General features: G+C 64.6%; 20 protein-coding genes. 11 read left to right on the top strand and 9 right to left on the bottom strand.

Annotation, left to right across the window (positions count from 1 at the left end):
- Positions 1 to 2: 2 nt before the first annotated feature.
- A complete protein-coding gene (locus H0O22_RS02420) occupies positions 3 to 479 on the bottom strand; it encodes a single-stranded DNA-binding protein (RefSeq protein ID WP_185188240.1) in 477 nt (158 codons plus the stop codon).
- A 32-nt stretch (positions 480 to 511) separates the two neighbouring features.
- Here H0O22_RS02420 and H0O22_RS02415 point away from each other — a divergent pair, with 32 nt between their 5' ends.
- Together H0O22_RS02415 and cutA are read left to right on the top strand one after the other, a co-directional pair.
- Positions 512 to 1,327, top strand: coding sequence for a precorrin-6A/cobalt-precorrin-6A reductase (locus H0O22_RS02415; RefSeq protein ID WP_185187463.1), 816 nt, complete (start codon positions 512 to 514; stop codon positions 1,325 to 1,327).
- A complete protein-coding gene (gene cutA / locus H0O22_RS02410; RefSeq protein WP_185187462.1) occupies positions 1,320 to 1,634 on the top strand; it encodes a divalent-cation tolerance protein CutA in 315 nt (104 codons plus the stop codon). The genes H0O22_RS02415 and cutA overlap by 8 nt, the downstream gene beginning before the upstream one ends.
- Here the strand turns inward: cutA and H0O22_RS02405 are convergent.
- The 4 genes from H0O22_RS02405 to H0O22_RS02390 all read right to left on the bottom strand — a co-directional run bounded on the left by H0O22_RS02405 (position 1,627) and on the right by H0O22_RS02390 (position 6,355).
- The gene (locus tag H0O22_RS02405) at positions 1,627 to 2,622 is read right to left on the bottom strand and encodes an adenosine kinase (RefSeq protein ID WP_185187461.1); all 996 of its coding nucleotides are present in this window, start codon (positions 2,620 to 2,622) and stop codon (positions 1,627 to 1,629) included. The two genes, cutA and H0O22_RS02405, sit on opposite strands and share 8 nt — an antisense overlap.
- A gap of 5 nt (positions 2,623 to 2,627) precedes the next feature.
- Complete coding sequence (locus tag H0O22_RS02400; protein ID WP_185187460.1) at positions 2,628 to 3,947, bottom strand: adenylosuccinate synthase; 1,320 nt, start codon at positions 3,945 to 3,947, stop codon at positions 2,628 to 2,630.
- A gap of 142 nt (positions 3,948 to 4,089) precedes the next feature.
- A complete protein-coding gene (gene psb27 / locus H0O22_RS02395; protein ID WP_185187459.1) occupies positions 4,090 to 4,500 on the bottom strand; it encodes a photosystem II protein Psb27 in 411 nt (136 codons plus the stop codon).
- A 28-nt stretch (positions 4,501 to 4,528) separates the two neighbouring features.
- Positions 4,529 to 6,355, bottom strand: a complete 1,827-nt coding sequence (locus H0O22_RS02390; protein WP_185187458.1) for a proline--tRNA ligase — start codon at positions 6,353 to 6,355, stop codon at positions 4,529 to 4,531.
- 240 nt (positions 6,356 to 6,595) lie between these two features.
- Between H0O22_RS02390 and H0O22_RS02385 the strand changes: the two genes are divergently transcribed.
- Both H0O22_RS02385 and H0O22_RS02380 read left to right on the top strand, forming a co-directional pair.
- Positions 6,596 to 7,042, top strand: a complete 447-nt coding sequence (locus H0O22_RS02385) for a hypothetical protein (protein WP_185187457.1) — start codon at positions 6,596 to 6,598, stop codon at positions 7,040 to 7,042.
- Between the two features lie 369 nt (positions 7,043 to 7,411).
- Complete coding sequence (locus H0O22_RS02380; protein WP_185187456.1) at positions 7,412 to 7,927, top strand: inorganic diphosphatase; 516 nt, start codon at positions 7,412 to 7,414, stop codon at positions 7,925 to 7,927.
- On the opposite strand, the gene H0O22_RS02375 is transcribed toward H0O22_RS02380, so the two are convergent.
- Positions 7,924 to 8,592 (bottom strand): class I SAM-dependent methyltransferase, encoded by a 669-nt coding sequence (locus H0O22_RS02375; protein ID WP_185187455.1) that lies wholly within the window; start codon positions 8,590 to 8,592, stop codon positions 7,924 to 7,926. The genes H0O22_RS02380 and H0O22_RS02375 overlap by 4 nt on opposite strands.
- Positions 8,593 to 8,733: 141 nt before the next feature.
- Between H0O22_RS02375 and H0O22_RS02370 the strand changes: the two genes are divergently transcribed.
- Positions 8,734 to 9,093 carry a 2Fe-2S iron-sulfur cluster-binding protein gene (locus tag H0O22_RS02370; protein ID WP_185188239.1) on the top strand — a complete coding sequence of 120 codons (360 nt, stop codon included), beginning with the start codon at positions 8,734 to 8,736 and terminating at the stop codon, positions 9,091 to 9,093.
- Positions 9,090 to 9,467 (top strand): Spx/MgsR family RNA polymerase-binding regulatory protein, encoded by a 378-nt coding sequence (locus H0O22_RS02365; protein WP_185187454.1) that lies wholly within the window; start codon positions 9,090 to 9,092, stop codon positions 9,465 to 9,467. The genes H0O22_RS02370 and H0O22_RS02365 overlap by 4 nt, the downstream gene beginning before the upstream one ends.
- On the opposite strand, the gene H0O22_RS02360 is transcribed toward H0O22_RS02365, so the two are convergent.
- Positions 9,430 to 10,923 carry a hypothetical protein gene (locus H0O22_RS02360; RefSeq protein ID WP_185187453.1) on the bottom strand — a complete coding sequence of 498 codons (1,494 nt, stop codon included), beginning with the start codon at positions 10,921 to 10,923 and terminating at the stop codon, positions 9,430 to 9,432. The genes H0O22_RS02365 and H0O22_RS02360 overlap by 38 nt on opposite strands.
- Positions 10,924 to 10,985: 62 nt before the next feature.
- Here H0O22_RS02360 and lepB point away from each other — a divergent pair, with 62 nt between their 5' ends.
- Positions 10,986 to 11,747 (top strand): signal peptidase I, encoded by a 762-nt coding sequence (gene lepB / locus H0O22_RS02355; RefSeq protein WP_185187452.1) that lies wholly within the window; start codon positions 10,986 to 10,988, stop codon positions 11,745 to 11,747.
- Here lepB and H0O22_RS02350 read toward each other — a convergent pair.
- Together H0O22_RS02350 and H0O22_RS02345 are read right to left on the bottom strand one after the other, a co-directional pair.
- Positions 11,716 to 12,993 carry a dihydroorotase gene (locus H0O22_RS02350; protein WP_185187451.1) on the bottom strand — a complete coding sequence of 426 codons (1,278 nt, stop codon included), beginning with the start codon at positions 12,991 to 12,993 and terminating at the stop codon, positions 11,716 to 11,718. The two genes, lepB and H0O22_RS02350, sit on opposite strands and share 32 nt — an antisense overlap.
- 30 nt (positions 12,994 to 13,023) lie before the next feature.
- Positions 13,024 to 14,388, bottom strand: a complete 1,365-nt coding sequence (locus H0O22_RS02345; RefSeq protein ID WP_185187450.1) for a histidine phosphatase family protein — start codon at positions 14,386 to 14,388, stop codon at positions 13,024 to 13,026.
- A gap of 65 nt (positions 14,389 to 14,453) precedes the next feature.
- On the opposite strand from H0O22_RS02345, the gene H0O22_RS02340 reads away from it, so the two are divergent.
- From H0O22_RS02340 to H0O22_RS02325, 4 genes are all read left to right on the top strand, one after another.
- Positions 14,454 to 15,881, top strand: a complete 1,428-nt coding sequence (locus tag H0O22_RS02340) for a CPBP family intramembrane glutamic endopeptidase (RefSeq protein WP_255439421.1) — start codon at positions 14,454 to 14,456, stop codon at positions 15,879 to 15,881.
- 47 nt (positions 15,882 to 15,928) lie between these two features.
- Positions 15,929 to 16,387, top strand: coding sequence for a hypothetical protein (locus H0O22_RS02335; RefSeq protein WP_185187449.1), 459 nt, complete (start codon positions 15,929 to 15,931; stop codon positions 16,385 to 16,387).
- Positions 16,387 to 18,210, top strand: coding sequence for a penicillin-binding protein 2 (locus H0O22_RS02330; RefSeq protein WP_255439420.1), 1,824 nt, complete (start codon positions 16,387 to 16,389; stop codon positions 18,208 to 18,210). The genes H0O22_RS02335 and H0O22_RS02330 overlap by 1 nt, the downstream gene beginning before the upstream one ends.
- A 77-nt stretch (positions 18,211 to 18,287) precedes the next feature.
- Entirely contained in the window at positions 18,288 to 19,457 is a 1,170-nt protein-coding gene (locus H0O22_RS02325) for a transaldolase (RefSeq protein WP_185187448.1), read from the top strand.
- Positions 19,458 to 19,478: the final 21 nt, after the last annotated feature.

The following is a 19,478-nucleotide window of genomic DNA, read 5'->3' as shown; positions in this document are numbered from 1 at the left end:
GATCAGAACGGAATCTCGTCCTCACCCTCGGGCAGATCGGGCACCAGGGGCGACGCGTTCCAGGTCGGGGGTTGCTGCTGCGCTGCGGCGGCGGCCGCGACGGGAGCGGGAGCCGAGGCACGAACCGGAGCAGGAGCCGAGGAGGCCGGCGCCGGGGATGCGGGGCGGGCGGCACCACCACCCAGAGGATGCAGACGGGAGAGGGTGAATTCGGCTCGCTTCTCCTTCACACCGTCCTGGCGGCTCACGGTGTTCATGCGCAGACGGCCTTCGACCATCAGACGCTGACCGACCTGAACCCGGTTCTGAAGGTCCTGAGCAAGACTTCCCCAGCCGACCACCTTGAGCTGACCCGCCGGATCATCAGGACGCAGGCCATCGAATTGAACGGCCATCTCCGCCACTGGAGTTTGGTTGTCCTGGGTGTAACGCACCTGAGGCGCCTCCAGCACCTCTACCTCCAGCAAGCAATGGTTCACAGGACCGGTCATGGACAGGGGGCCACATCCTGATGCAACGCCTGGAATTTCACCAGGGGGATTCCTCGACCTCTGACGCGACCGAGACGATTTGGTTGGTCTCCGGCACCGGCGATGGCCCCCGCCTGGCCCAGGCCCTCCTGGAGCGGGGCTGGACCCTCCTGGTGAGCGTGGTCAGCGAGGCCGCCACTCGGGCCTACCGCTCCCATCCGGCTCTCCACTTTCAGGTGGGGGCACTCCAGGGGGACGGGGAGGTCGATCTGCTGCTGCAACGCCACAGGCCGCGCTGGGTCATCGATGCCACCCACCCGTTTGCAGCGGTGATCAGCAGCCGACTGCAGCGCTGCTGCCACGCCCAAGGCCAGCCACTACTCCGGCTCCAACGGGACGTCACCCTGGCCGGATCAGGGACGCGCATCAACCAGCTTGAGGAGCTCCAAGGCCTGCCGCTCTCAGACGAGCGACTCCTCCTGGCGATTGGCTCAAGGCATCTGGCCACAGCCTTGCGCTTCAGCTCCGCCTCGCAGCACTTCGCCCGGGTTCTCGACAACCCGGAGAGCCTCCGCCTCGCCCTCGCCGCAGGCCTCCCTGCCGAGCAGCTCGCCTGCGTCAGGCCAGGCCTCCTCCCGGAGGGCGCCATCGAGCGCGCCCTCTGCCGGCGCTGGAGGATCAGCGCGGTGCTCTGCCGGCAGTCCGGGGGGCTGACCCAGCAGATCTGGCAATGCCTCAGTCAGGAGCTGGGGCTGCGCTTGATCCAGATCAAACCGCCAGGGGACGCTGCCGAGCAGGGCCTCCTCCAGGAGGCGATCCTGCGCCAGGTTGGGGCACCGCAGGGACGGCATGAGTGAAGCTTTGATCCTGGCCCTCACGACGGAGGCCAACCAAGAGCAAGCCGAAGCCCTCGCCCGGGCGCTGCTCGAGCAACGTCTCGCCGCCTGCGTCGCACTGCAACCGCAGCGGGCCCTCTACTGGTGGGAAGGCCAGATCGAATCCAGCGAGGAGGTGCAGCTTCTGATCAAGGCCCGTCCCGACCAACGGGACGCCCTGGAGGCTGCGGTGCGGCAGCAGCACAGCTACGCGACGCCTGAATTTCTCTGCTGGCCAGCCGAGGCCAGCGCGGATTACGCCAGCTGGGCCCGATCCGTCCTTAGCTGAGATGGGTCTGGGCGAGGGCCTTGAGGTCCACCTGGGAACGGGGACCAAGCCTGGTCACGACTTGACCAGCACAAAGGGAAGCCAGCTGGCCGCAACGTTCCAGCGACTCGCCTTGGGTGTAGGCGTGCAGGAAACCACCGGCATAGAGATCACCGGCGCCGGTCGTGTCCACCAGCGCACCAAGGTTGAAGGGCTGGATCGTGATGGACTCGTCGCCACTGAGAACAACGGACCCCTGCTCGCTGCGGGTCAGTGCCGCAATGCGGCACTGACCGCGCACGGCCTGGACGGCCTCTTCAAAACTGTTGGCCTTGTAGAGGGAGGTGATCTCCATCTCATTGGCGAAGAGGATGTCGACGTGACCATCAACCAGCTCCAGGAAGCTGTCGCGATGGCGCTCCACACAGAAGGCATCCGAGAGGCTCAGGGCCACCTCGGCGCCGTTCTCTTTGGCGACCCTTGCGGCCGCGAGAAATGCCGCCTTGGCCTCATCGCTATCCCAGAGGTAGCCCTCGAGGTAGAGCACCTTCGCCTGGGCCACCATCTCCAGGTTCAGATCACTGGGATCGAGACCGACTGACGCGCCGAGGTAGGTGCACATCGTGCGCTGTGCATCGGGCGACACCAGGATCAGGCAACGGGCGGTGGAAGCACCCGCCGTCGCGGCGGGGGTCTCAAAGCGGGTGCCGACCGCACGGATGTCGTGGGCAAAGATCGAGCCGAGCTGGTCGTCGCGAACGCGGCCGATGAATCCGGCACGGCCTCCCAATTGGGCAATCCCGGCCAAGGTGTTGGCGGCAGAGCCCCCGGAGGTTTCCAGACCCGGGCCCAATTTCGCGTAGAGGGTCTCGGCCTGGTCCTGATCGATCAGGGCCATGGTTCCCTTGGTCAGGCCAAAGCCCTCGATGACGGCATCGTCAGCCTGGACGAGCACATCAACGATGGCGTTGCCGATGCCGACAACGTCCAGGGTCTTCTGTTCAGGCATGGGAATCAGCGGCTCAGCAGGGCCCGCTTGGGACCGTGAATGGGGTCTTCAACAACGATCGTCTGATCACGATCAGCACCCAGGGAGACGATCGCGATCGGCACCTCCATGAGCTCCGCCAGGAAGCGGAGATAGCTCATGGCCGTTGGGGGCAGGTCCTCCAGACGGCGGCAATCGGCCGTGGAGCTTTGCCAACCGGGCAGGGTCTCAAAGATCGGCTTGCAGCGGGCGAAGTCCTCGGCGGAGCCGGGGAAGTGCTCGATCCGCTCTCCATCGAGTTCATAGGCCACGCAGACCTGGATCGCGTCGAGCTCATCGAGAACGTCGAGCTTGGTGATCGCCAGGCAATCGAGACCGTTCACTTCAACGGCGTAACGACCGATCACGCCGTCGAACCAACCGCAACGGCGACGACGGCCCGTCGTGGTGCCGAACTCGCCGCCGCGGTCGCAGAGGTGATCGTTGAGGCTGCCCTCCAATTCGGTGGGGAAGGGGCCTTCGCCGACGCGGGTTGTATAGGCCTTGGCCACACCGATGACTCGGTCGATCAGGGTCGGACCAACCCCTGCACCGATGCAGGCTCCTCCGCTGACCGGGTTCGAGGAGGTGACGTAGGGGTAGGTGCCGTGGTCAAGATCGAGGAGGGTGCCCTGGGCCCCCTCGAACAGGATGTTCTTCTTGGCCTTGGCCGCCTGGTGAATGGCGCGGGTGCAGTCGACGACATGGGGGGCCAGGCGCTGGCCGTAGGCCACGTATTCGGCCACAACCGCATCGAAATCGAGGGGTTCGATGCCGTAGATCTTTTGCAGGATCTCGTTCTTCTCGGCCAGAGGACCAGCCAGACGCTCCCGCAGACGCGCCTCGTCCAGGATGTCGATCACCCGGATCCCGTTGCGCTGGGACTTGTCCGCGTAGGTGGGGCCGATGCCACGACCGGTGGTTCCGATCCGCTGGTCTCCGCGACGCTGCTCCATCGCCTTATCCAGCAGGCGGTGGTAGGGCATGGTCACGTGGGCCGTGGCCGCCAACCGCAGGTCATCCACGGGGATGCCGTTCTCAGCGAGCATGTCGAGCTCACAGATCATGACCTTGGGGTCTACAACGGTGCCGGAACCAATCAGGCAGACGGTTCCTGGGTAAAGAATGCCGGAGGGAATCAGGTGCAGTTTCAGCACCTTGTCGTCCACAACAATGGTGTGACCGGCATTCACACCGCCCTGGTAGCGGACGACCACATCGGCCGAACGACTCAGGAGATCGGTGATCTTGCCCTTCCCCTCGTCACCCCACTGAGCACCGATGACGACAACGTTGGCCAAGGACACAGCGGCCCGCAGCCGCTTCTAAGCACAAGGATCAAGGATCTCAGATGGGGTGACCCTCCGTCAAAACAATCACAAAAGTGTGTGGACAAAAAAAACGGCCCAACCGGGCCGCTTTTCCTTCACATCAGTGAGCGGGGCTCAATCAAGCGCCGCGGACCACACCGGTTTCGGCCTTCTTGAGTTCCTTACTCAGACGATCCTTCAGCGCATCGGGAACGGGCCGATTCGGATAGTTGGCGTAGTGACCCGCCAGGGAGTTCAGGGCCGTCTGCATCGTGGTGAAGGAGGCCAGACCATTGACCTTGGGCTGGGGGCGGTAACGGGCCATGTAGTCATTGATCAGAGCCCGAGCCGAGGTCTCCGCCTCGCTGCGGCCGGGATCATCGGCACCAATCGAAATGGTGGCGATCAGTTGATCAGCAACCGTGACCGTGTCTTCGACGTAGTTGCCGGTCAGGGGACCACCGCTGCCGGAGCAAGCCGTGACCAACAGGGTCAGGCCAAGGCAGACAGCCAGCAGGGCTGCTTTGATTCGACGCCAACCAGCTGCCATCGGTCTCAGGTTCAACTTGAGCGGGATCCTAGGGGGCCTCCACCGCCAGAAGCCCTTGACGCTCCACTTGGAGCTGGGGCAGCAGCGTGCTCTCCGCGGCATCGGCCGAAAGATCTTGCTTGTCCCCCGTGGAGCGCTGGACGAGCTCCACCTGTCCATCGGCCGCACCGCGACCCACGACGACACGCCAGGGGATCCCCAGGAGTTCTGAATCCTTGAATTTGACGCCGGCCCGCTCAGGGCGATCGTCGAGAAGCACATCCACACCGGCGGATTGGAGCTGGCCATAGAGGCGCTCCGCCAGCTCCACCTGGGCCGCCTCCTTGACGTTGGCGATCACCACAATCACCTCGAAGGGAGCAATCGCCGTAGGCCAACAGATGCCATTGGCGTCGTGGTGCTGCTCCACCGCGGCTTGGGCCAAGCGGGAGACACCAATGCCGTAGCAGCCCATCCAGAGCGGCTCTTCAGCGCCGGACTCATTGGTGAAGGTGGCACCCAGGGCCGTCGAGTACTTGCGACCCAGCTGGAAGATGTGGCCCACCTCAATGCCTCGACTGGCCTCCAGGGTTTGGCTGGGGTCGTGCACACAGCGATCACCGGGCTGGGCGCAGCGCAGGTCTTCGGGGGGCAGGGCACCTCCGCAGTCCGCCCAACGGGCTCCGAGGCAGTGCTCATCGCGCTCGTTACCACCACAGACAAAGGCCGCCAAGTCCGTGGCGGTGGCATCGGCCAACCGCTCAAATCGCGGAGCCCAGGACTTGGCCCCGGCGAGCACCACATCGCTGAGGTCGGGGCCGAGGAAGCCAAATGGAATGCTCTGCAGGCCCTGCTTGGCCGCCTCATCGGGCAGCAACGGCTGCACGTCCAACAGGGTGCCGTGCTCAGCGGAGAGGCGCCGGCTCAGGGCATTGCTCAACTTGACGTCATTGAGCTGCTGATCGCCACGCAGGCTCACAAGGACGGGCTGCTGCAACCCATCCTCGAAGCGGGCCAGCAACAGCAACACCTTGAGCACTTGCGTGGGGTGCCACCCCTGGGCCTCGCAAAGGGACTCGATGCTGGATTGGCCGGGGGTCTGAATCCGCTCCACCGGCGAGGCCTGCGCTAGGGGTTGTGCCTCGGGGGCCAGGGAGATCGCCCGCTCCTGATTGGCGGCATAGCGGCCATCGGCAGCGGCCAGGATCAGGTCCTCACCGGAGTCCGCCGTGACCATGAACTCCTGGCTCGCGGAGCCTCCGATCGCACCGCTGTCGGCCTCAACGGCCACAGCCCTGAGGCCGCAACGCTGAAAGATGCGCCGGTAGGCCTGATCCATCTGCCCATAGGTCTGCTTCAAGCAGTCCTCATTGGCGTGGAAGGAATAGGCGTCCTTCATGATGAATTCGCGCCCACGCATCAGGCCGAAGCGGGGACGGATCTCATCGCGAAACTTGGTCTGAACCTGGTAAAGGTTCACCGGAAGCTGCTTGTAGGACCGCAGCAGATCTCCAGCCAAGGCCGTGATCACTTCCTCGTGGGTCGGACCCAGACCCAGCTCCCGCCCTTGGCGGTCCTCGAGGTGGAACATGATCCCCTCGCCGTCGGTGTAGCCCGCCCAACGGCCGCTGCGCTGCCAGAGCTCCGCCGGCTGGAGTTGGGGCAGAAGCGTCTCCAGGGCTCCGGCCGCATTGAGCTCCTCACGAACAACCGCCGAGACCTTCTGAAGAACGCGCCAGAGGAGGGGCAAATAGGCGTAAATCCCACTGCCGATCCGGCGGATGTAACCGGCCCGGAGCAGCAATTTGTGGGAGGCGATCTCAGCCTCGGCGGGGTCGTCCCGCAGCGTCACCAGCATCAGGCGGGAGACGCGCATCGGATCGAGAGGGGGAAAGAGGCCGGAAGCTATCACCTGCTTGTGCGCGGGTCGGCTCAGCGATCTCGGCCCAGCACAACCCTCCGTCGCACCCGCTTGAAAAAGCGCCACAAGCGCAGCTGGAATCAAGAAGAAATTTCAGTTGCAGAGAGGAAAGCCTGCTAACTTCCGGTCAATTCCAATTTGTCGCAAGCACGTCTCATGACCCCCCATTCGTTCTCAGCAGGAATGGGTCAGGCCATGGCGAAAGCAGCAGCAGCGATCGAAGGCAGCGCCGAAGGGGCAGCCAACAGCTCTGAGCAGTCGGAAAACCTGATCGGCATCGATGAGGTCCAGCGCTCCCTGAACCGTTCGCGCGCCTCGGTCTACCGCTACACCAACACCGACCCCCGTAACCTCAACCCCCCCTTCAACCCCCGGAAACTCAATCCCGAGTACCGGAGCGATCAGAAGGAACCGCTGATGTTCCACCCCAACGAGGTGGCTCGCTTTGCCCGAGACGTCCTCCGGATCAAGGAGGTCACCGTTGAGGTCCTGAACTCTCCCTCAACAGCAACGCAACAACTTCTGGGATCCATCCTTGATGAGCTGCGCAGCATCCGTGAGCTGCTCGACGCCAGCAACATCAGCCCCACGACCCTCGATAGCCGGCGCGATCAGCACGAGCAAGAGCGACCCGCGGCGTAGCCAGCACACCTGACACTCCATGCTCTGGATGTCAGGATGCAATTACTAATCTGTACCGAGGGTTTTCATTAACCCCCTGAATGGACTCAGACCCCCCTCCCCGAACCAGCGGATCCGCCCTAGCGAGCTCCCCAGCGGAACAGGCCTCAGCCCCGCCCCAAGCCGCCAGCGGCAGATCCCCATCTCAACCCAGTGAATCGAGCGAGGAACCCTTCAGTTCCAGCCCGATCTACGACACAGCTGCTCCTCTATTGGGCTTTGTGGTCGCGATCTGCACGATGGTGATTCCCCTGGCCAGCGTGCTTGGTAGTCGACCCAATCAGCCCGTGGTGGCGGCTCCCCCCTCCGGCGTGATTGAGCACCCCAGCCATGGACTTGCGCAGTCTGCAGGCCTCCCCGCAGCCAGGGCTAGTGAACCTGGTGGTCGAGATTCCGGCTGGCAGCCGCAATAAATACGAATTCAACGCAGCCGCTGGAGTGATGACCCTCGATCGGGTCCTGCACTCCTCTGTTCGTTATCCCTTCGACTACGGGTTTGTGCCCAACACCCTGGCGGAGGACGGAGCGCCCCTGGACGCGATGGTGATCATGCACGAGCCCACCTTTGCGGGCTGCCTGATCCAGGCCCGCCCGATTGGCATCCTCGACATGCTGGATGAGGGGGCCCACGACGGCAAGCTCCTCTGCGTGCCAGCCGCCGATCCCAATCAACGGGGAATCACGAGCATTCGCCAGATTGCTCCGGTCCAGCTGGAGGAAGTGGCCGAGTTCTTCCGCACCTACAAGAGCATGGAAGGGCGGGTCGTGGAGATCCTGGACTGGTTGGACGTCGACGCTGTTCCAGCGCTGATCGAGCGCTGCAGCGCAGCAGCCCAAAAGGCCTAACCCTGACGCTGCAGCAAGAAACCCTCAAAGCCCAAGGCTTGGAAGACCCGAGCCGGATCACCGAAGCCTGCCGCATTCACCAAGCTGGTGAGGCGGGCCAGACCAATGGGATGCAATCCCACAGATGGCAACTGATCACGGGTCACCTCCAAGCCGCTGGCCCGCTGAAAGCCCTCCCAAGCGGCCTCGAGCTGGGGCTCCAGGGAGGTCAGAGAACTACGCATCAGGTCCACCAAGACCAGTTGGGCCCCGGGCTGCAGAGACTTCGCCAGGGCACCGAGATAGGCCAGCTTGCTGCCGTCATCGGGCAGGGATTGGAGCACCAGAACCGAGAGGGCACCGCTGAAGCCGCCAGCCGCGGCCTCCCCGGCGACAAAGTCCTCAACGGTGTCCTGATGCCAACGGATTGAGGGGGCGCCTGCCAGTCGCTCGCGCGAGGCACTGAGCATCTCGTCGCTCGGGTCCAGGGCGGTGAGCTGCCAATCAGGCCGCTGGGCCACCGCTTCCAGCAGCTCCGCACCGGTACCGCAGCCCGCCACCAGAACCGACGAGCCCTGCTGCTGTGCCTGGGGTGAGCAGCTGAGGAGGGCCACCGCCAGTCGGGCCAAGCTTCCGTAACCAGGAATGACCTGGCTCTGGAGACGGTCGTAACCCGATGGATGCACCGCTTCAGCCGAGAAAGATCAATCCTAGGCAGCCCGATTCAGGCCGTCAGGACGCTGCATTTGGTGTCAACCAAAGCAAACAACGTCAATGATCGGCGCCGGCCAGGTAAGTTTGTCGGCGCCGAAGATCCCCGTCCGACCGTGCCCACCATCCGTTTTGAACAGGAAGGCCAGCAGGTCGGTTGTATTGAGGGGGCCAACCTTCGCAAGGCTGCCGTGGATGCAGGGGTCAACCCCTACGGCGGTCTCAGCAACCTCAACAATTGCGGTGGCGTCGGCCAATGCGGCACCTGCGTTGTCGAAGTTGTGGAGGGCATGCAAAACCTGTCCCCCCGCAGCGACGTCGAGCAGGTCTATCTGGCTGATCGTCCCGCCAACTACCGCCTGAGCTGCCGCACCAGCGTCAACGGTGATGTGACCGTTCGCACCCGTCCTCAGAACGCTGTCGGTGCCGGTTCCAACAGCCTCGTCGGCGCCATCAAGAGCCTGCTAGGCAAGTGAGCACCAGCCGACTTCGGCTCTTCAGTTACCCCAAATGCGGCACCTGCCGCAAAGCCCTGCTCTGGCTAGACCAGCAGGGCTTTTCTGTTGGGAAGGGCACCCTCGAACTGATCGACATCACCCAGCAGCCCCCCGCCCTCGAGGAGCTGCAGCTGGCCTTCAACAGCTTAGGACGTAAGCGCCTCTTCAACACCAGTGGCCAGAGCTACCGCGCCCTGGGGGCAGCCGCCGTCGCCGCCCTCAGCGATGACGAAGCGCTGGCGGCCCTGGCCGCCGATGGGAAGATGATTAAACGCCCCTTCGCCATCACAGATGCAGGGATAGCCCTGGTGGGCTTCAAACCGGAGGAGTGGCAGGCGGCTCTGGGGTCGTAGCTCCCGGGGAGGTCAAGTCGTCAAGCTCCTCCATCAGAGCGCCGATCCCAGCCCGGTTCACCTGGGCGAGATAGTTCAGCTTGACCTGCTGCAGCAGACCGCAGAGCAGCTCCTGACTGCGTTCCAGGGTGTCGCCGCGCTCTAGCGCCGCGGCCAACTCCTCCCAGAAACGATCCCCGAAGCGCTGAAGCAGCTCCGCTTGACGGTCGTCACTTTGGGCCAGACGATCGGCCGTGGTCCGGGAGAGCTCAACAACGGTCTCCACCATGCTGGCCGTGAGCTGCCGGGCGAGGGCGGACGGAACCACCGCACCGCCAGGCACCTCCCGCAGACTCTGTTCGAGGGCATGGCTCAAGAGGGACTGGAGCTCTGGGGTCAGCCGCGGGGTGACCTGTCCCAGGACCATCGGTCCCCAGAGCTGCAGCAAGCCCAGCAGTGGCTGCTCGAGCTGCGGCGGCAGGGCGCTGACACTCTGATGGCTGCGCAGACTGCGAATCATGCGCGGCCACTGGGGAGAGCGGATCAGCGATTGGGTGCCATCAACCAACTGCAGGGCCAGCACCTCAAACAGCTCGAGGGCCAACAGCGAGACCACACCGCGGCTGATCACAGCCCGAAGCGGCTCGACGTTGATCAGGCCGGTCTGACTGAGGCGCTCCACCACCGGCGCAAGCCGCATCCAACGCCAAAAGGGCAGCAGCAGCGGCAGGTCAATCCAACGGCGCAGCAAGGCATCGCGCCAGCTCAGGCCGGGGAAACGCCGCCGCAGGCGCAGCATCCGCAGCAGGATGTCAAAGGCAAAGACGCTCTGGAAGAGCAGAAGGTCGTAACGCCAGAAGTGATCACTCGGCCGGCCGTTCTCGTCGATGGAGCGCCAATAGCTGGTCGCCACCAGCGGCAGAATCTGCTGCTGCCAGAAGCGGCGCTCCTCCTCCCAGGTGTGTTGCTGCAGCCAGCGATCGGAGAGGAGGCGCTCCGCCGACTGCTTCGCCGAATCCAAGCCAGCGCGCTGGCGAAGGCGGTTCTTGATCTTCTCGAGCGTCCCGCTGTTGCCCGATGCGGCAAACGGGTTCTCATTGATCATCGCCTCGGTCAACTGCACCTGCTGGCGACGCAGCGCAGCCGAGCCGGGTAACGGAGCAGCCTGGGACAGTGCTGCATCCAGTTGATCGAAGTGCTGCAGATAGGCCTGGGTCTCCCGGTGGGGCTCAATGCCCTTCACCGGGTCATAGAGGGGAGTGATGTTCGGGAGCACCTTCAGGGGAACCACCAAGGGCACCTGGGGAATCGGCGTCAGATTCCGCTGCAGCCAGAAGGTGCGAAAGGGGACATAGGTGATGTCAAAGGCCACCCAGACAAGGTTGACGGTCGCCCACAGGGCAATGGAGCGATCCCAGATCACCCAGCTGCGCGCCGCGGCGGTTCGCTGAACAGACAACCAACGCGGACGAACCATCGAAGAAGCGAGGGGACCGACCTAATCTTCCCTAGCCGAACCCCAAGCTGGCAGCCCCGTCCTTGTCCTCGCACGATCCAACACAAGCATCCAGCGGAACAACCGGGGGCTCAGAACCGGACACCGGCGGGAAACAGCCACCCCAAGAAAGCCCCTGGGTGTTCTGGCGAGGGGTTCTGATCACCCTCGGCGTTGCCCTTGGGGTACGCCATTACGTCCTGGAGGCGCGCTACATCCCCTCGGGTTCGATGCTTCCTGGACTGCAGCTGCAGGATCGGTTGCTGGTGGAGAAACTCTCCCTTCGCAGCCGCGCGCCGCAACGGGGCGAGATCGTGGTCTTCCATGCCCCGCATCATTTCGATCCGGTCCTGAGCGCCGATCGGAAGGTTGGCCCCTTCGGTTGCGTCCTCGCCCACCTGCCGATCGTCAACAGCATCCCCGGAGTTGCCGATCCGGCCTGTGACGCCTACATCAAACGCGTCGTCGCCGTCTCCGGTGATCGGGTTGTCGTCAACCCCCGTGGTGAGGTCAACGTCAACGGCACCTGGCTCAAGGAGCCCTACGTCCAGCGCTACTGCCCCGTCGATGCCCTAGGCATGGGGCAGTGCCGCACGCTCAACTCCGTCGTCCCCCCAGGCCATGTCCTGGTCCTGGGCGACAACCGCGCCAATAGCTGGGATGGTCGCTTCTGGCCCGGCGGGGCCTTCCTGCCCGAGAAGGAGATCATTGGCCGGGCGTTCTGGCGCTTCTGGCCCTTGTCCACCTCGGGGGCGCTGACCAGTCGCGATCCGCTCAAGAACTCCGGCGCCAAAGCTGGGGGTTAAGCCCCGTCGCCACCACCTGACCTTTCAGGCTGGATCGGCCGAGGGGCTGATTCGCGGCCAGCGGCGCATAGGGATCCCCCTGGGCCGACCAGACCTGCGAGGGATCAAACAGCACCCAGCGATCGCTCCCCAGTTGGAGCGTGGGGGGTTCAAGACCCAGTAGAGACGCGGGCCCAAAGCAAAGCACCTGCCAAAGCTGATCGGGACTCCAGCCATCCCCTTCGACGAGTTCCTGCCAGAGCGCAGGCAGGACAAAGCGATGGCCCGCCACCCCAGGACGGCGCTGGTCGACGGGCAGGAGTTGCTCCTCGGGATCCAGGGCTTGATGGTGAACGGCCACGGCCGCGATCCGTCCATCCCGTAATCCTTGCTTCAGCTGCTCGCGGTCCTCGGCAGATCCCAGGGGCGGCTCCACCCGCCACCCTTCCGCAATCGGATCCAAGCCGGCGGAATCCGCCAGAAGATGCCACCAGCACACCGTGGCGGCAGGACGTTGCTCCATCGGCAGGGTGCCCAGGAGCGCAACGGCGTCCGCTGTGGAGAGGTTCATCAGTTGCAGACGAACCTCGGGATAACGCGCCGCCAGATCCAGAAGCGTGCGCAGGGGAAACGTTTCGCTCGTGGAGGGATCCATGGGCCATCCGGCCCGCAATACCTCCACCCCCTCCCGAACGAAGCCCTCCTGGGCCAAACTCCGATCCCGCGGGGCCAAGAGCACCGGAGCCTGATCCATTTCCGCCAGGCTCAGGCCACGCTCCAGTAGGGGGAGGGATGGTCGCTGGGGGCCATCGGCAAGTCCGAGGGCACCGCTCGCGAGTTGATCGCCATGGGGAGCCAGCTCATGCCCTGCCCCCGACAAGCTGAAGCTTCCCCAGAGCAACAGCTCCAGTCCGCCAGCGGGGGCGGCACCCAGGGCCTGGAGCCGCTCGGGGGTATCGCGCCAAGGGTTGGCGTCCGGCAGCAGGGCGACGGTGCCGTAACCCGCTGCAATGGCAGAGCGCTCCAGGGACGCCCGGGTCTCGGCCACCCCGTGTTGTGGATCCTCCAGACAGGAATGGGGATCCACCAGTGGGGGAGCCAGGAGCAGCCCCGAGGCGTCGATCTGCGGGCTGGAGGGGTCGAGACAACCCTCGCCCCAGGCACTGATCCGGCCGTCCTCCAGGCGGACGTCGGAGCGGCGCGGCGCCTGACCCGGTCCCTCCAAAAGCTGAACCTGGCGCAGCACCAGGGCTTGGGGGAGAGACATGGACATCGTTAACGCTGGGGGATCAGGCGATCAGAGAGCACCGGCTGCAGTGCGGTCGATCACTCCCCCAAGATGCGCCGTCTGGTTCAAACACACCACCACCGGCGCTTGATCGGCTCCATTGGGGTAGTCGATCACGGTGACACCACCGTTGCCCTGCTTCACCGCCCAGATATCCGCCGGGGTCAAGCCGAGCAAGGCACAGAGGATGGTCTTGTTGACCGCATCGTGGGCGACAACCAAGGCAGTCTCCTCAGCGGCCAAGCTGGCCGCGATGGTGTTCCAGCCCCGTAGGGAGCGCTGCCAGACATCCTGGATGGTCTCCCCCTCCGGCATCTGAACTGTTTCCGGTGCCCGTTTCCAGTCAGCCAGGAGATCCGCCCACGTGGCCGAGATCTCCTCCTCGAGGCGACCTTCCCATTCGCCGTGACCAATCTCCACGAGGTCCGAGACGCTGGTGAGGGGCACACCGGGATGGTGCTTCAAGATCCCCTCCGCCGTCTGGCGGGGCCGTGACATGGAGCTGGAGTAGGCGCGATCAAAACTGAGTTGGCGCAGAAACTCACCCGCCGCCGCGGCCTGAGCACGGCCGTTCTCGTTCAAGGGGATATCAATCTGTCCTTGGAAGCGGCCCTGACGGTTCCAGTCGGTCTCTCCATGGCGCACCAGCAGCAAACGGGGGCCCTGACCTTTGCTTGGCAGGCTACTGGCACACACCTCGGGCTGCAGGTGGGTGGTGCCGTTCAGGGATTCGATTTGCACCGCCCAAGGCTTCGCGGCGGAGGCGGAGGGGGCCGGGCTGACGTTGAAGACCGAGAGCGACGCGTTCTCGAGGCGCAGGCGACGGAAGCCAGACGCATCCAGCCCCAACAGGGCGAGCACGAGGCAGCGAAGGATGGCGTTGTGCCCCACCACGAGCACGGTCTGGTTCGCCCCGGCGGCGGGGTCATGGGCCGCCAGCAAACGATCCAGGAAGCGCTGGGCCTGCGCCATCAATTCAGGGATCGGCGCATAGGCCGACCCATCGGGACGCTTCAACTGGAGCTGCTCAGGCTGCTGCTTCCAGGTGGCGTAATCTCCGGGGAATTGGGCTTGAACCTCCGTGCTGAGCAGACCGCTCCAGGGCGCGAGGTCCACTTCCAGCAGGTCGTCACTGAGCTGCAGCTCGACGCTCGAGCCCTGGGCCGCCAGGAGGGCGCGAGCGGTGTCGTGGGCCCGCCGGAGGGGGGAGCTGTAGGCCGCGTCAATCGTCAATCCCCGCAGGGCTTCGCCAGTCGCCAAGGCCTGTTTCGAGCCAGCCTCAGTGAGGCTGGAGAGGTCATCGCGGCCCTGGATGCGGTGCTCGAGGTTGAAGCTGCTCAGGCCGTGGCGAACCAGCAGGATCCGGAGGGACACGGGCACGTCTGTAACGAAAAAGCATCGTATTGGAGTGCTCTTTTTGCCCAGCCCGAGCCGACAGAATGCCCCGATCTGAACCACGGGGCAGTGGGGTGAGCGCGGAACACGAGTCCAACAATCAGACCCCCAGCTGGAAATCAGCCCTCGCCCTGGTCAGCCTGGCCTTGAGCCTTCTGCTCTGGCTGAACGGGCTGGTCACCAGCTTGCAGCGCCCCTCCGTTGGCGATGACCTCAGTCGGCGTCAGCTCGAGTTGACGGTGCTCGCCCAGGGCAACCTCAGCGAACCGATCCGTCCGCTTCTGAGCTCCGGCGATCCCCTGCAGGCCCTCCAGGAGAGCCTGACGACGGCGATCAGCAGCAGCGAAGAGGATGGACGCACGCCAGCCCCTGAGCTCTTGCTCGAGCAGGCGTTGCTGCTGGAGCGCACCGGGCAGGCCGAGGAGGCCACGGCCGTCCTCCAGGACCTCAGCGTTGGAACCGGAAGCCCCTCCGCCATCGCCGCCGCCCTGCTGACGCCGGAGGCAAGCAACCGGAGCGAGCGAGAAGCTCTGCTGGCCCAACTCAAGGGATCCACGCTGCTGCGGCAATGGAGCTGCGAGGCACTGCTGGGGGATGGAGCCTGCAATGGCGAGGCCGTCGCGCGGAGGGCCAGCGCTCAACTGCTCTCGGTCACGCTCCTGCCTGGAGTCGGCCTCATCGCAGGGATCGCCCTGCTGCTGCGGGAGCTGTGGCGCCGCTGGCGCGGGAAGGCCCAAGCAGCCGCTCCCTGGCAGGGGCCGAATCTCTCGGGGCTGGACACCATCCTCCTTGTGGCGGGCGGCTTTGTCGTGGTCGGTGAACTGCTGACCCCACTCCTAGTGGCGCCTCTGCTGACCCGCCTGCTGCAGGACTTGCCCATCGATGCGGTGCTCAAACAAGGCATCAGCGTGGTCGCGCTCTATGGCGCCTTAATGGCCGGTCCGCTGGTGATCCTGCGGCTGCTGCTCAAGCCGCTGGGCCCAGGCCCCCAGGGGGGATGGCTGCAATTCCGTTGGTCACCGCCACAACTCTGTTTCGGCCAAGCCCTGAAGGGGTTCTTGATGGTCCTGCCCTTGGTGAGCCTTGTCGGCTGGCTGCAGGGACAGCTCTTTGAGGATCCAGGCGGCAGCAATCCGCTCCTGGAGCTGGTGCTCAACGGACACAACGTCCCTGCCCTGGCCTGCTTTGGCGTGACGGCGATCGTGATGGCGCCCGTCTTTGAGGAGACGATTTTTCGCGGCGTGCTCCTGCCGGTGGCCGCCCGTTATTGGGGATCGTCCTGGGGAATTGTGGCCAGCGCCGCGGTCTTTGCGGTGGCCCACTCCAGCCTCGGCGAATTCCCGCCCTTGATGGTGCTGGGCCTCGGGTTGGGCTGGTTGCGCTGGCGCAGCGGACGGCTCGGCAGCTGCGTCTTGATGCATGCCCTTTGGAACAGCCTGACGTTCTTCAATTTGGTTGTGCTGGGTTGGTGAAAACCCCATTGCTGGAAGCGCTCTCGCGTGGTTGACTTGCGCAGACCTTGTTCGACGTTGTGGTTGCCGTTCCGCTCCAGCAGAGCAATCGAGCGCAGAGCAACCGCTCCAGGCGATCCCTCGAGCTCCTTCAGGGCTCGCTGCTCGCCCGCAAGCTCGATCGGCAAGTCCCTTGGCTGGGCAATCTCCACCGCATTGCCGATGGAAGCCTCGTGGGCCTCGGCGTCGCCGTGGTGGGCCTCAGCGCCCTGACCCTGCACTGGCAAGGCCGCTGGACCAGCAGCTTCCAATCCCTCGAAGCCACCCAGCGCCTCGAACACCGGCTGCAGGAATCGGCGGCGGTGCTCGAGCAGCACCACCTCTCGATGACCCGCAAGCCCAGCCTGCTGGAGCCCACCAGCAGCGAAAAACTCGTCTACGTCGCTCCCCCGGCGACCGGCGCGGGCCCGAGTTTTGAAGCCCTGCTTGCCCAGGTCAATCCCGGCCAAATCCTCCCGGGCTACTGATGGGATCCCAGGGGCTGCAAGGCCGCCGCGCCCCTGCTCCACGGAAAGGTCGCCGGCCCAGACGCAACCAGGTTGTGGACTTCCAGCCGGTCCCGCCACGGCGGCTCTGGATCGTTTACGGCCTCTTGGCGGCCGGGCTGAGTGGGCTGGCACTCCGCCTGGCTTGGGTCCAGGTCATCCAGGGCAACGAGCTGCTGAACCGAGCCCGTGCCATCCAGACCCAGACGATCACACCCCTGGGTCGGCGCCGGACCATCGTCGATCGCCAAGGCCGCCTGGTGGCCCTGGATGAAGAGCGCTTCACCGTCTGGGCCCACCCCCGCTACTTCTCCTTCCCCGGCGACGACATCGGACGCCTGCGCAGTCCCCTGGACGTGGCCCGCAAGCTCTCCCCGGTGCTCGCCAAGCCCATGGGGGACTTGCTCAAGGCGATGGAGGGCCGCAAATCCGGCGTCAAACTGACCAGCGAGCTGGATCCCGAAACCGCCCAACGGGTGCGCGAACTCGGCATCAGCGGTGTCGATCTTGAGGCCTACCCGCAGCGGGTGTATCCCCAAGCCGGGCTCTTCGCCAACGTCGTCGGCTTCCTCAACCTGGAGCGGATCCCGCAGGCCGGTCTCGAGCAGAGCCGTGATCGCGACTTGCGTCGCCAAGAGGCCTCGAGAAGTCTCCGGCGCGGCGCCGATGGCACCCCCCTTCCCGACGGGCTGAAGCCAGGGGTGCTCTACGGAGATGACCTGAAGCTCCAGCTCACCCTCGATGCCCGCCTGCAGCAGGTGACCCAGATGGCCCTGGCTAAGCAGGTGAAGAAGTGGAAAGCCCAGCGGGGGGCGGTGCTGGTGATGGATGTCAGCAACGGTGAACTGCTGGCCCTGGCCTCCACACCGACCTACAACCCCAACCAGTTCTGGAAGTACAAGCCCGGGCTCTTCCGGGAATGGTCGGTCCAAGACCTCTACGAACCGGGCTCCACCTTCAAACCGATCAACCTGGCGATCGCCCTGCAGGAAAACGCCATTGATCCCTCCGGCAAGGTCAACGACTCAGGCAAGCTGACCATTGGTGGCTGGCCGATCTTCAACCACGACCGCAAAGGAAATGGGGTGATTGACTTCCCCACGGTGCTGCAGGTCTCCAGCAATGTCGGCATGGTCGAGGCGATGCGGCGCGTCCAGCCGGCGCGGTTCTGGCATTGGCTTCACACCCTTGGGATCGACAACACCCCCGACACCGACCTACCCGGCGCTGTTGCAGGCCAGCTCAAATCCCTCGAGACCTTCAAAACGCAACCGATTGAACCGGCGACGGCCGCGTTCGGCCAAGGGTTCAACCTGACGCCGCTGAAACTGATTCAGCTGCACGCCATGTTGGCCAACGGCGGCAGGCTGGTCAGTCCCCACATCACCCGGGGACTGCGCTCCGGCGACGACCTCGCCAGCGCCCCGCCCGCGTCTGGGGTGCAACTGATCCGACCGGCCATCGCGCAGACCGTCCTGAATTGGATGGAGACCGTGGTGGAGAAAGGCAGTGGACGCGGCGTTCAAATCCCCGGTCACCGCATTGGCGGCAAAACCGGCACAGCGCAAAAGGCTCGCAATGGCGTCTACGTCTCCGGGGCCAAGATCACGAGCTTCATCGCCCATCTGCCGATCAACAACCCGCGCTACGTCGTCTTGGTCGTGATTGACGAGCCGAAAGGCGAGAACGCCTATGGCTCCACCGTTGCCGTACCGGTCGCCAAACAAATCATCGAAGCCTTGCTGGTCCTGGAAAAGATTCCCCCCAGTCGTTCGGTGCCAACGACCGCCCGGCAATCGAGCTGAATCGGTGACCGCTTGATGACAACGGGGTTCTGTCCCCGTTTTGCATGGCTAGCTTGAAATTACGTTTGGTGCCCGGCATGGCCAATCTCCTCGACCAACTGGCCGCGATGACCGTTGTGGTCGCCGACACCGGTGACATCGATGCGATCCAGCAGTTCACCCCCCGGGACGCCACCACCAACCCCTCCTTGATCCTGGCGGCCGCCCAGATTCCGGCCTATCAGAACCTGATCGACACCTCCCTGCGCGAATCCCGCGAGGTCTGCGGCCCGTCGGCCCCCGCCGAAGAGGTGGTGCGCGAAGCCCTCGATGAGATCTGCGTCACCTTCGGCAAGGAGATCCTCAAAATCGTCCCCGGCCGCGTCTCCACCGAGGTCGATGCCCGCCTGAGCTTTGACACCGAAGCCACGATCACCAAAGCCCGCAAGCTGATCGGCCTCTATCGCCAAGCCGGCATCGGCCGCGATCGCGTCCTGATCAAGATTGCCTCCACCTGGGAAGGCATCAAAGCCGCCGAGGTACTTGAAAAGGAGGGCATTCACTGCAACCTGACGCTGCTCTTCAGCTTTGCCCAGGCGGTCGCTGCCGCCGAAGCCGGGGTGACCTTGATCTCCCCCTTCGTCGGTCGCATCCTCGACTGGTACAAGAAGAGCACCGGCCGCGAGAGCTACCCCGGCCACGAGGATCCCGGTGTCCTCTCGGTCACCAAGATCTTCAACTACTTCAAGACCTTCGGCTACAAAACCGAGGTGATGGGGGCCAGCTTCCGCAATATCGACGAGATCGTCGAGTTGGCCGGCTGCGATCTCCTGACCATCTCCCCCAAGCTGCTCGATCAACTGCGCAACACCCAGGGGGATCTGCAACGCAAACTCAACCCCTTCGACCCGGCCACAACCGAGCAACAGATTCATCTGGATGCTGCGGGTTTCAAGGGGATGATGGCCGAGGACCCGATGGCGACCGAAAAACTGGATGAAGGCATCCGTGGCTTCACCAAAGCCATCGAAACCCTCGAAGCCCAGCTGGCGCACCGCCTCGGAGAACTGGAGGGCGCAGGCGCCTTCCAACATGCCGCCCAGGAAATCTTCCTGCTCAACGACCTCGATGGCGATGGCTGCATCACCCGCGAGGAGTGGTTGGGCAGCGATGCCGTCTTTGATGCCCTGGACACCGACCACGATGGGCGCCTCTTGCCCAACGACATCCGTGGCGGCCTCGGCGCGGCACTCGCCCTCAATACCTGACCTAAAGTCCGGCACCACCGC

The organism is Synechococcus sp. LTW-R (genome assembly GCF_014217875.1).
GTDB lineage: Bacteria > Cyanobacteriota > Cyanobacteriia > PCC-6307 > Cyanobiaceae > Vulcanococcus.
This window is presented reverse-complemented; position numbering and strand designations above follow the sequence as displayed.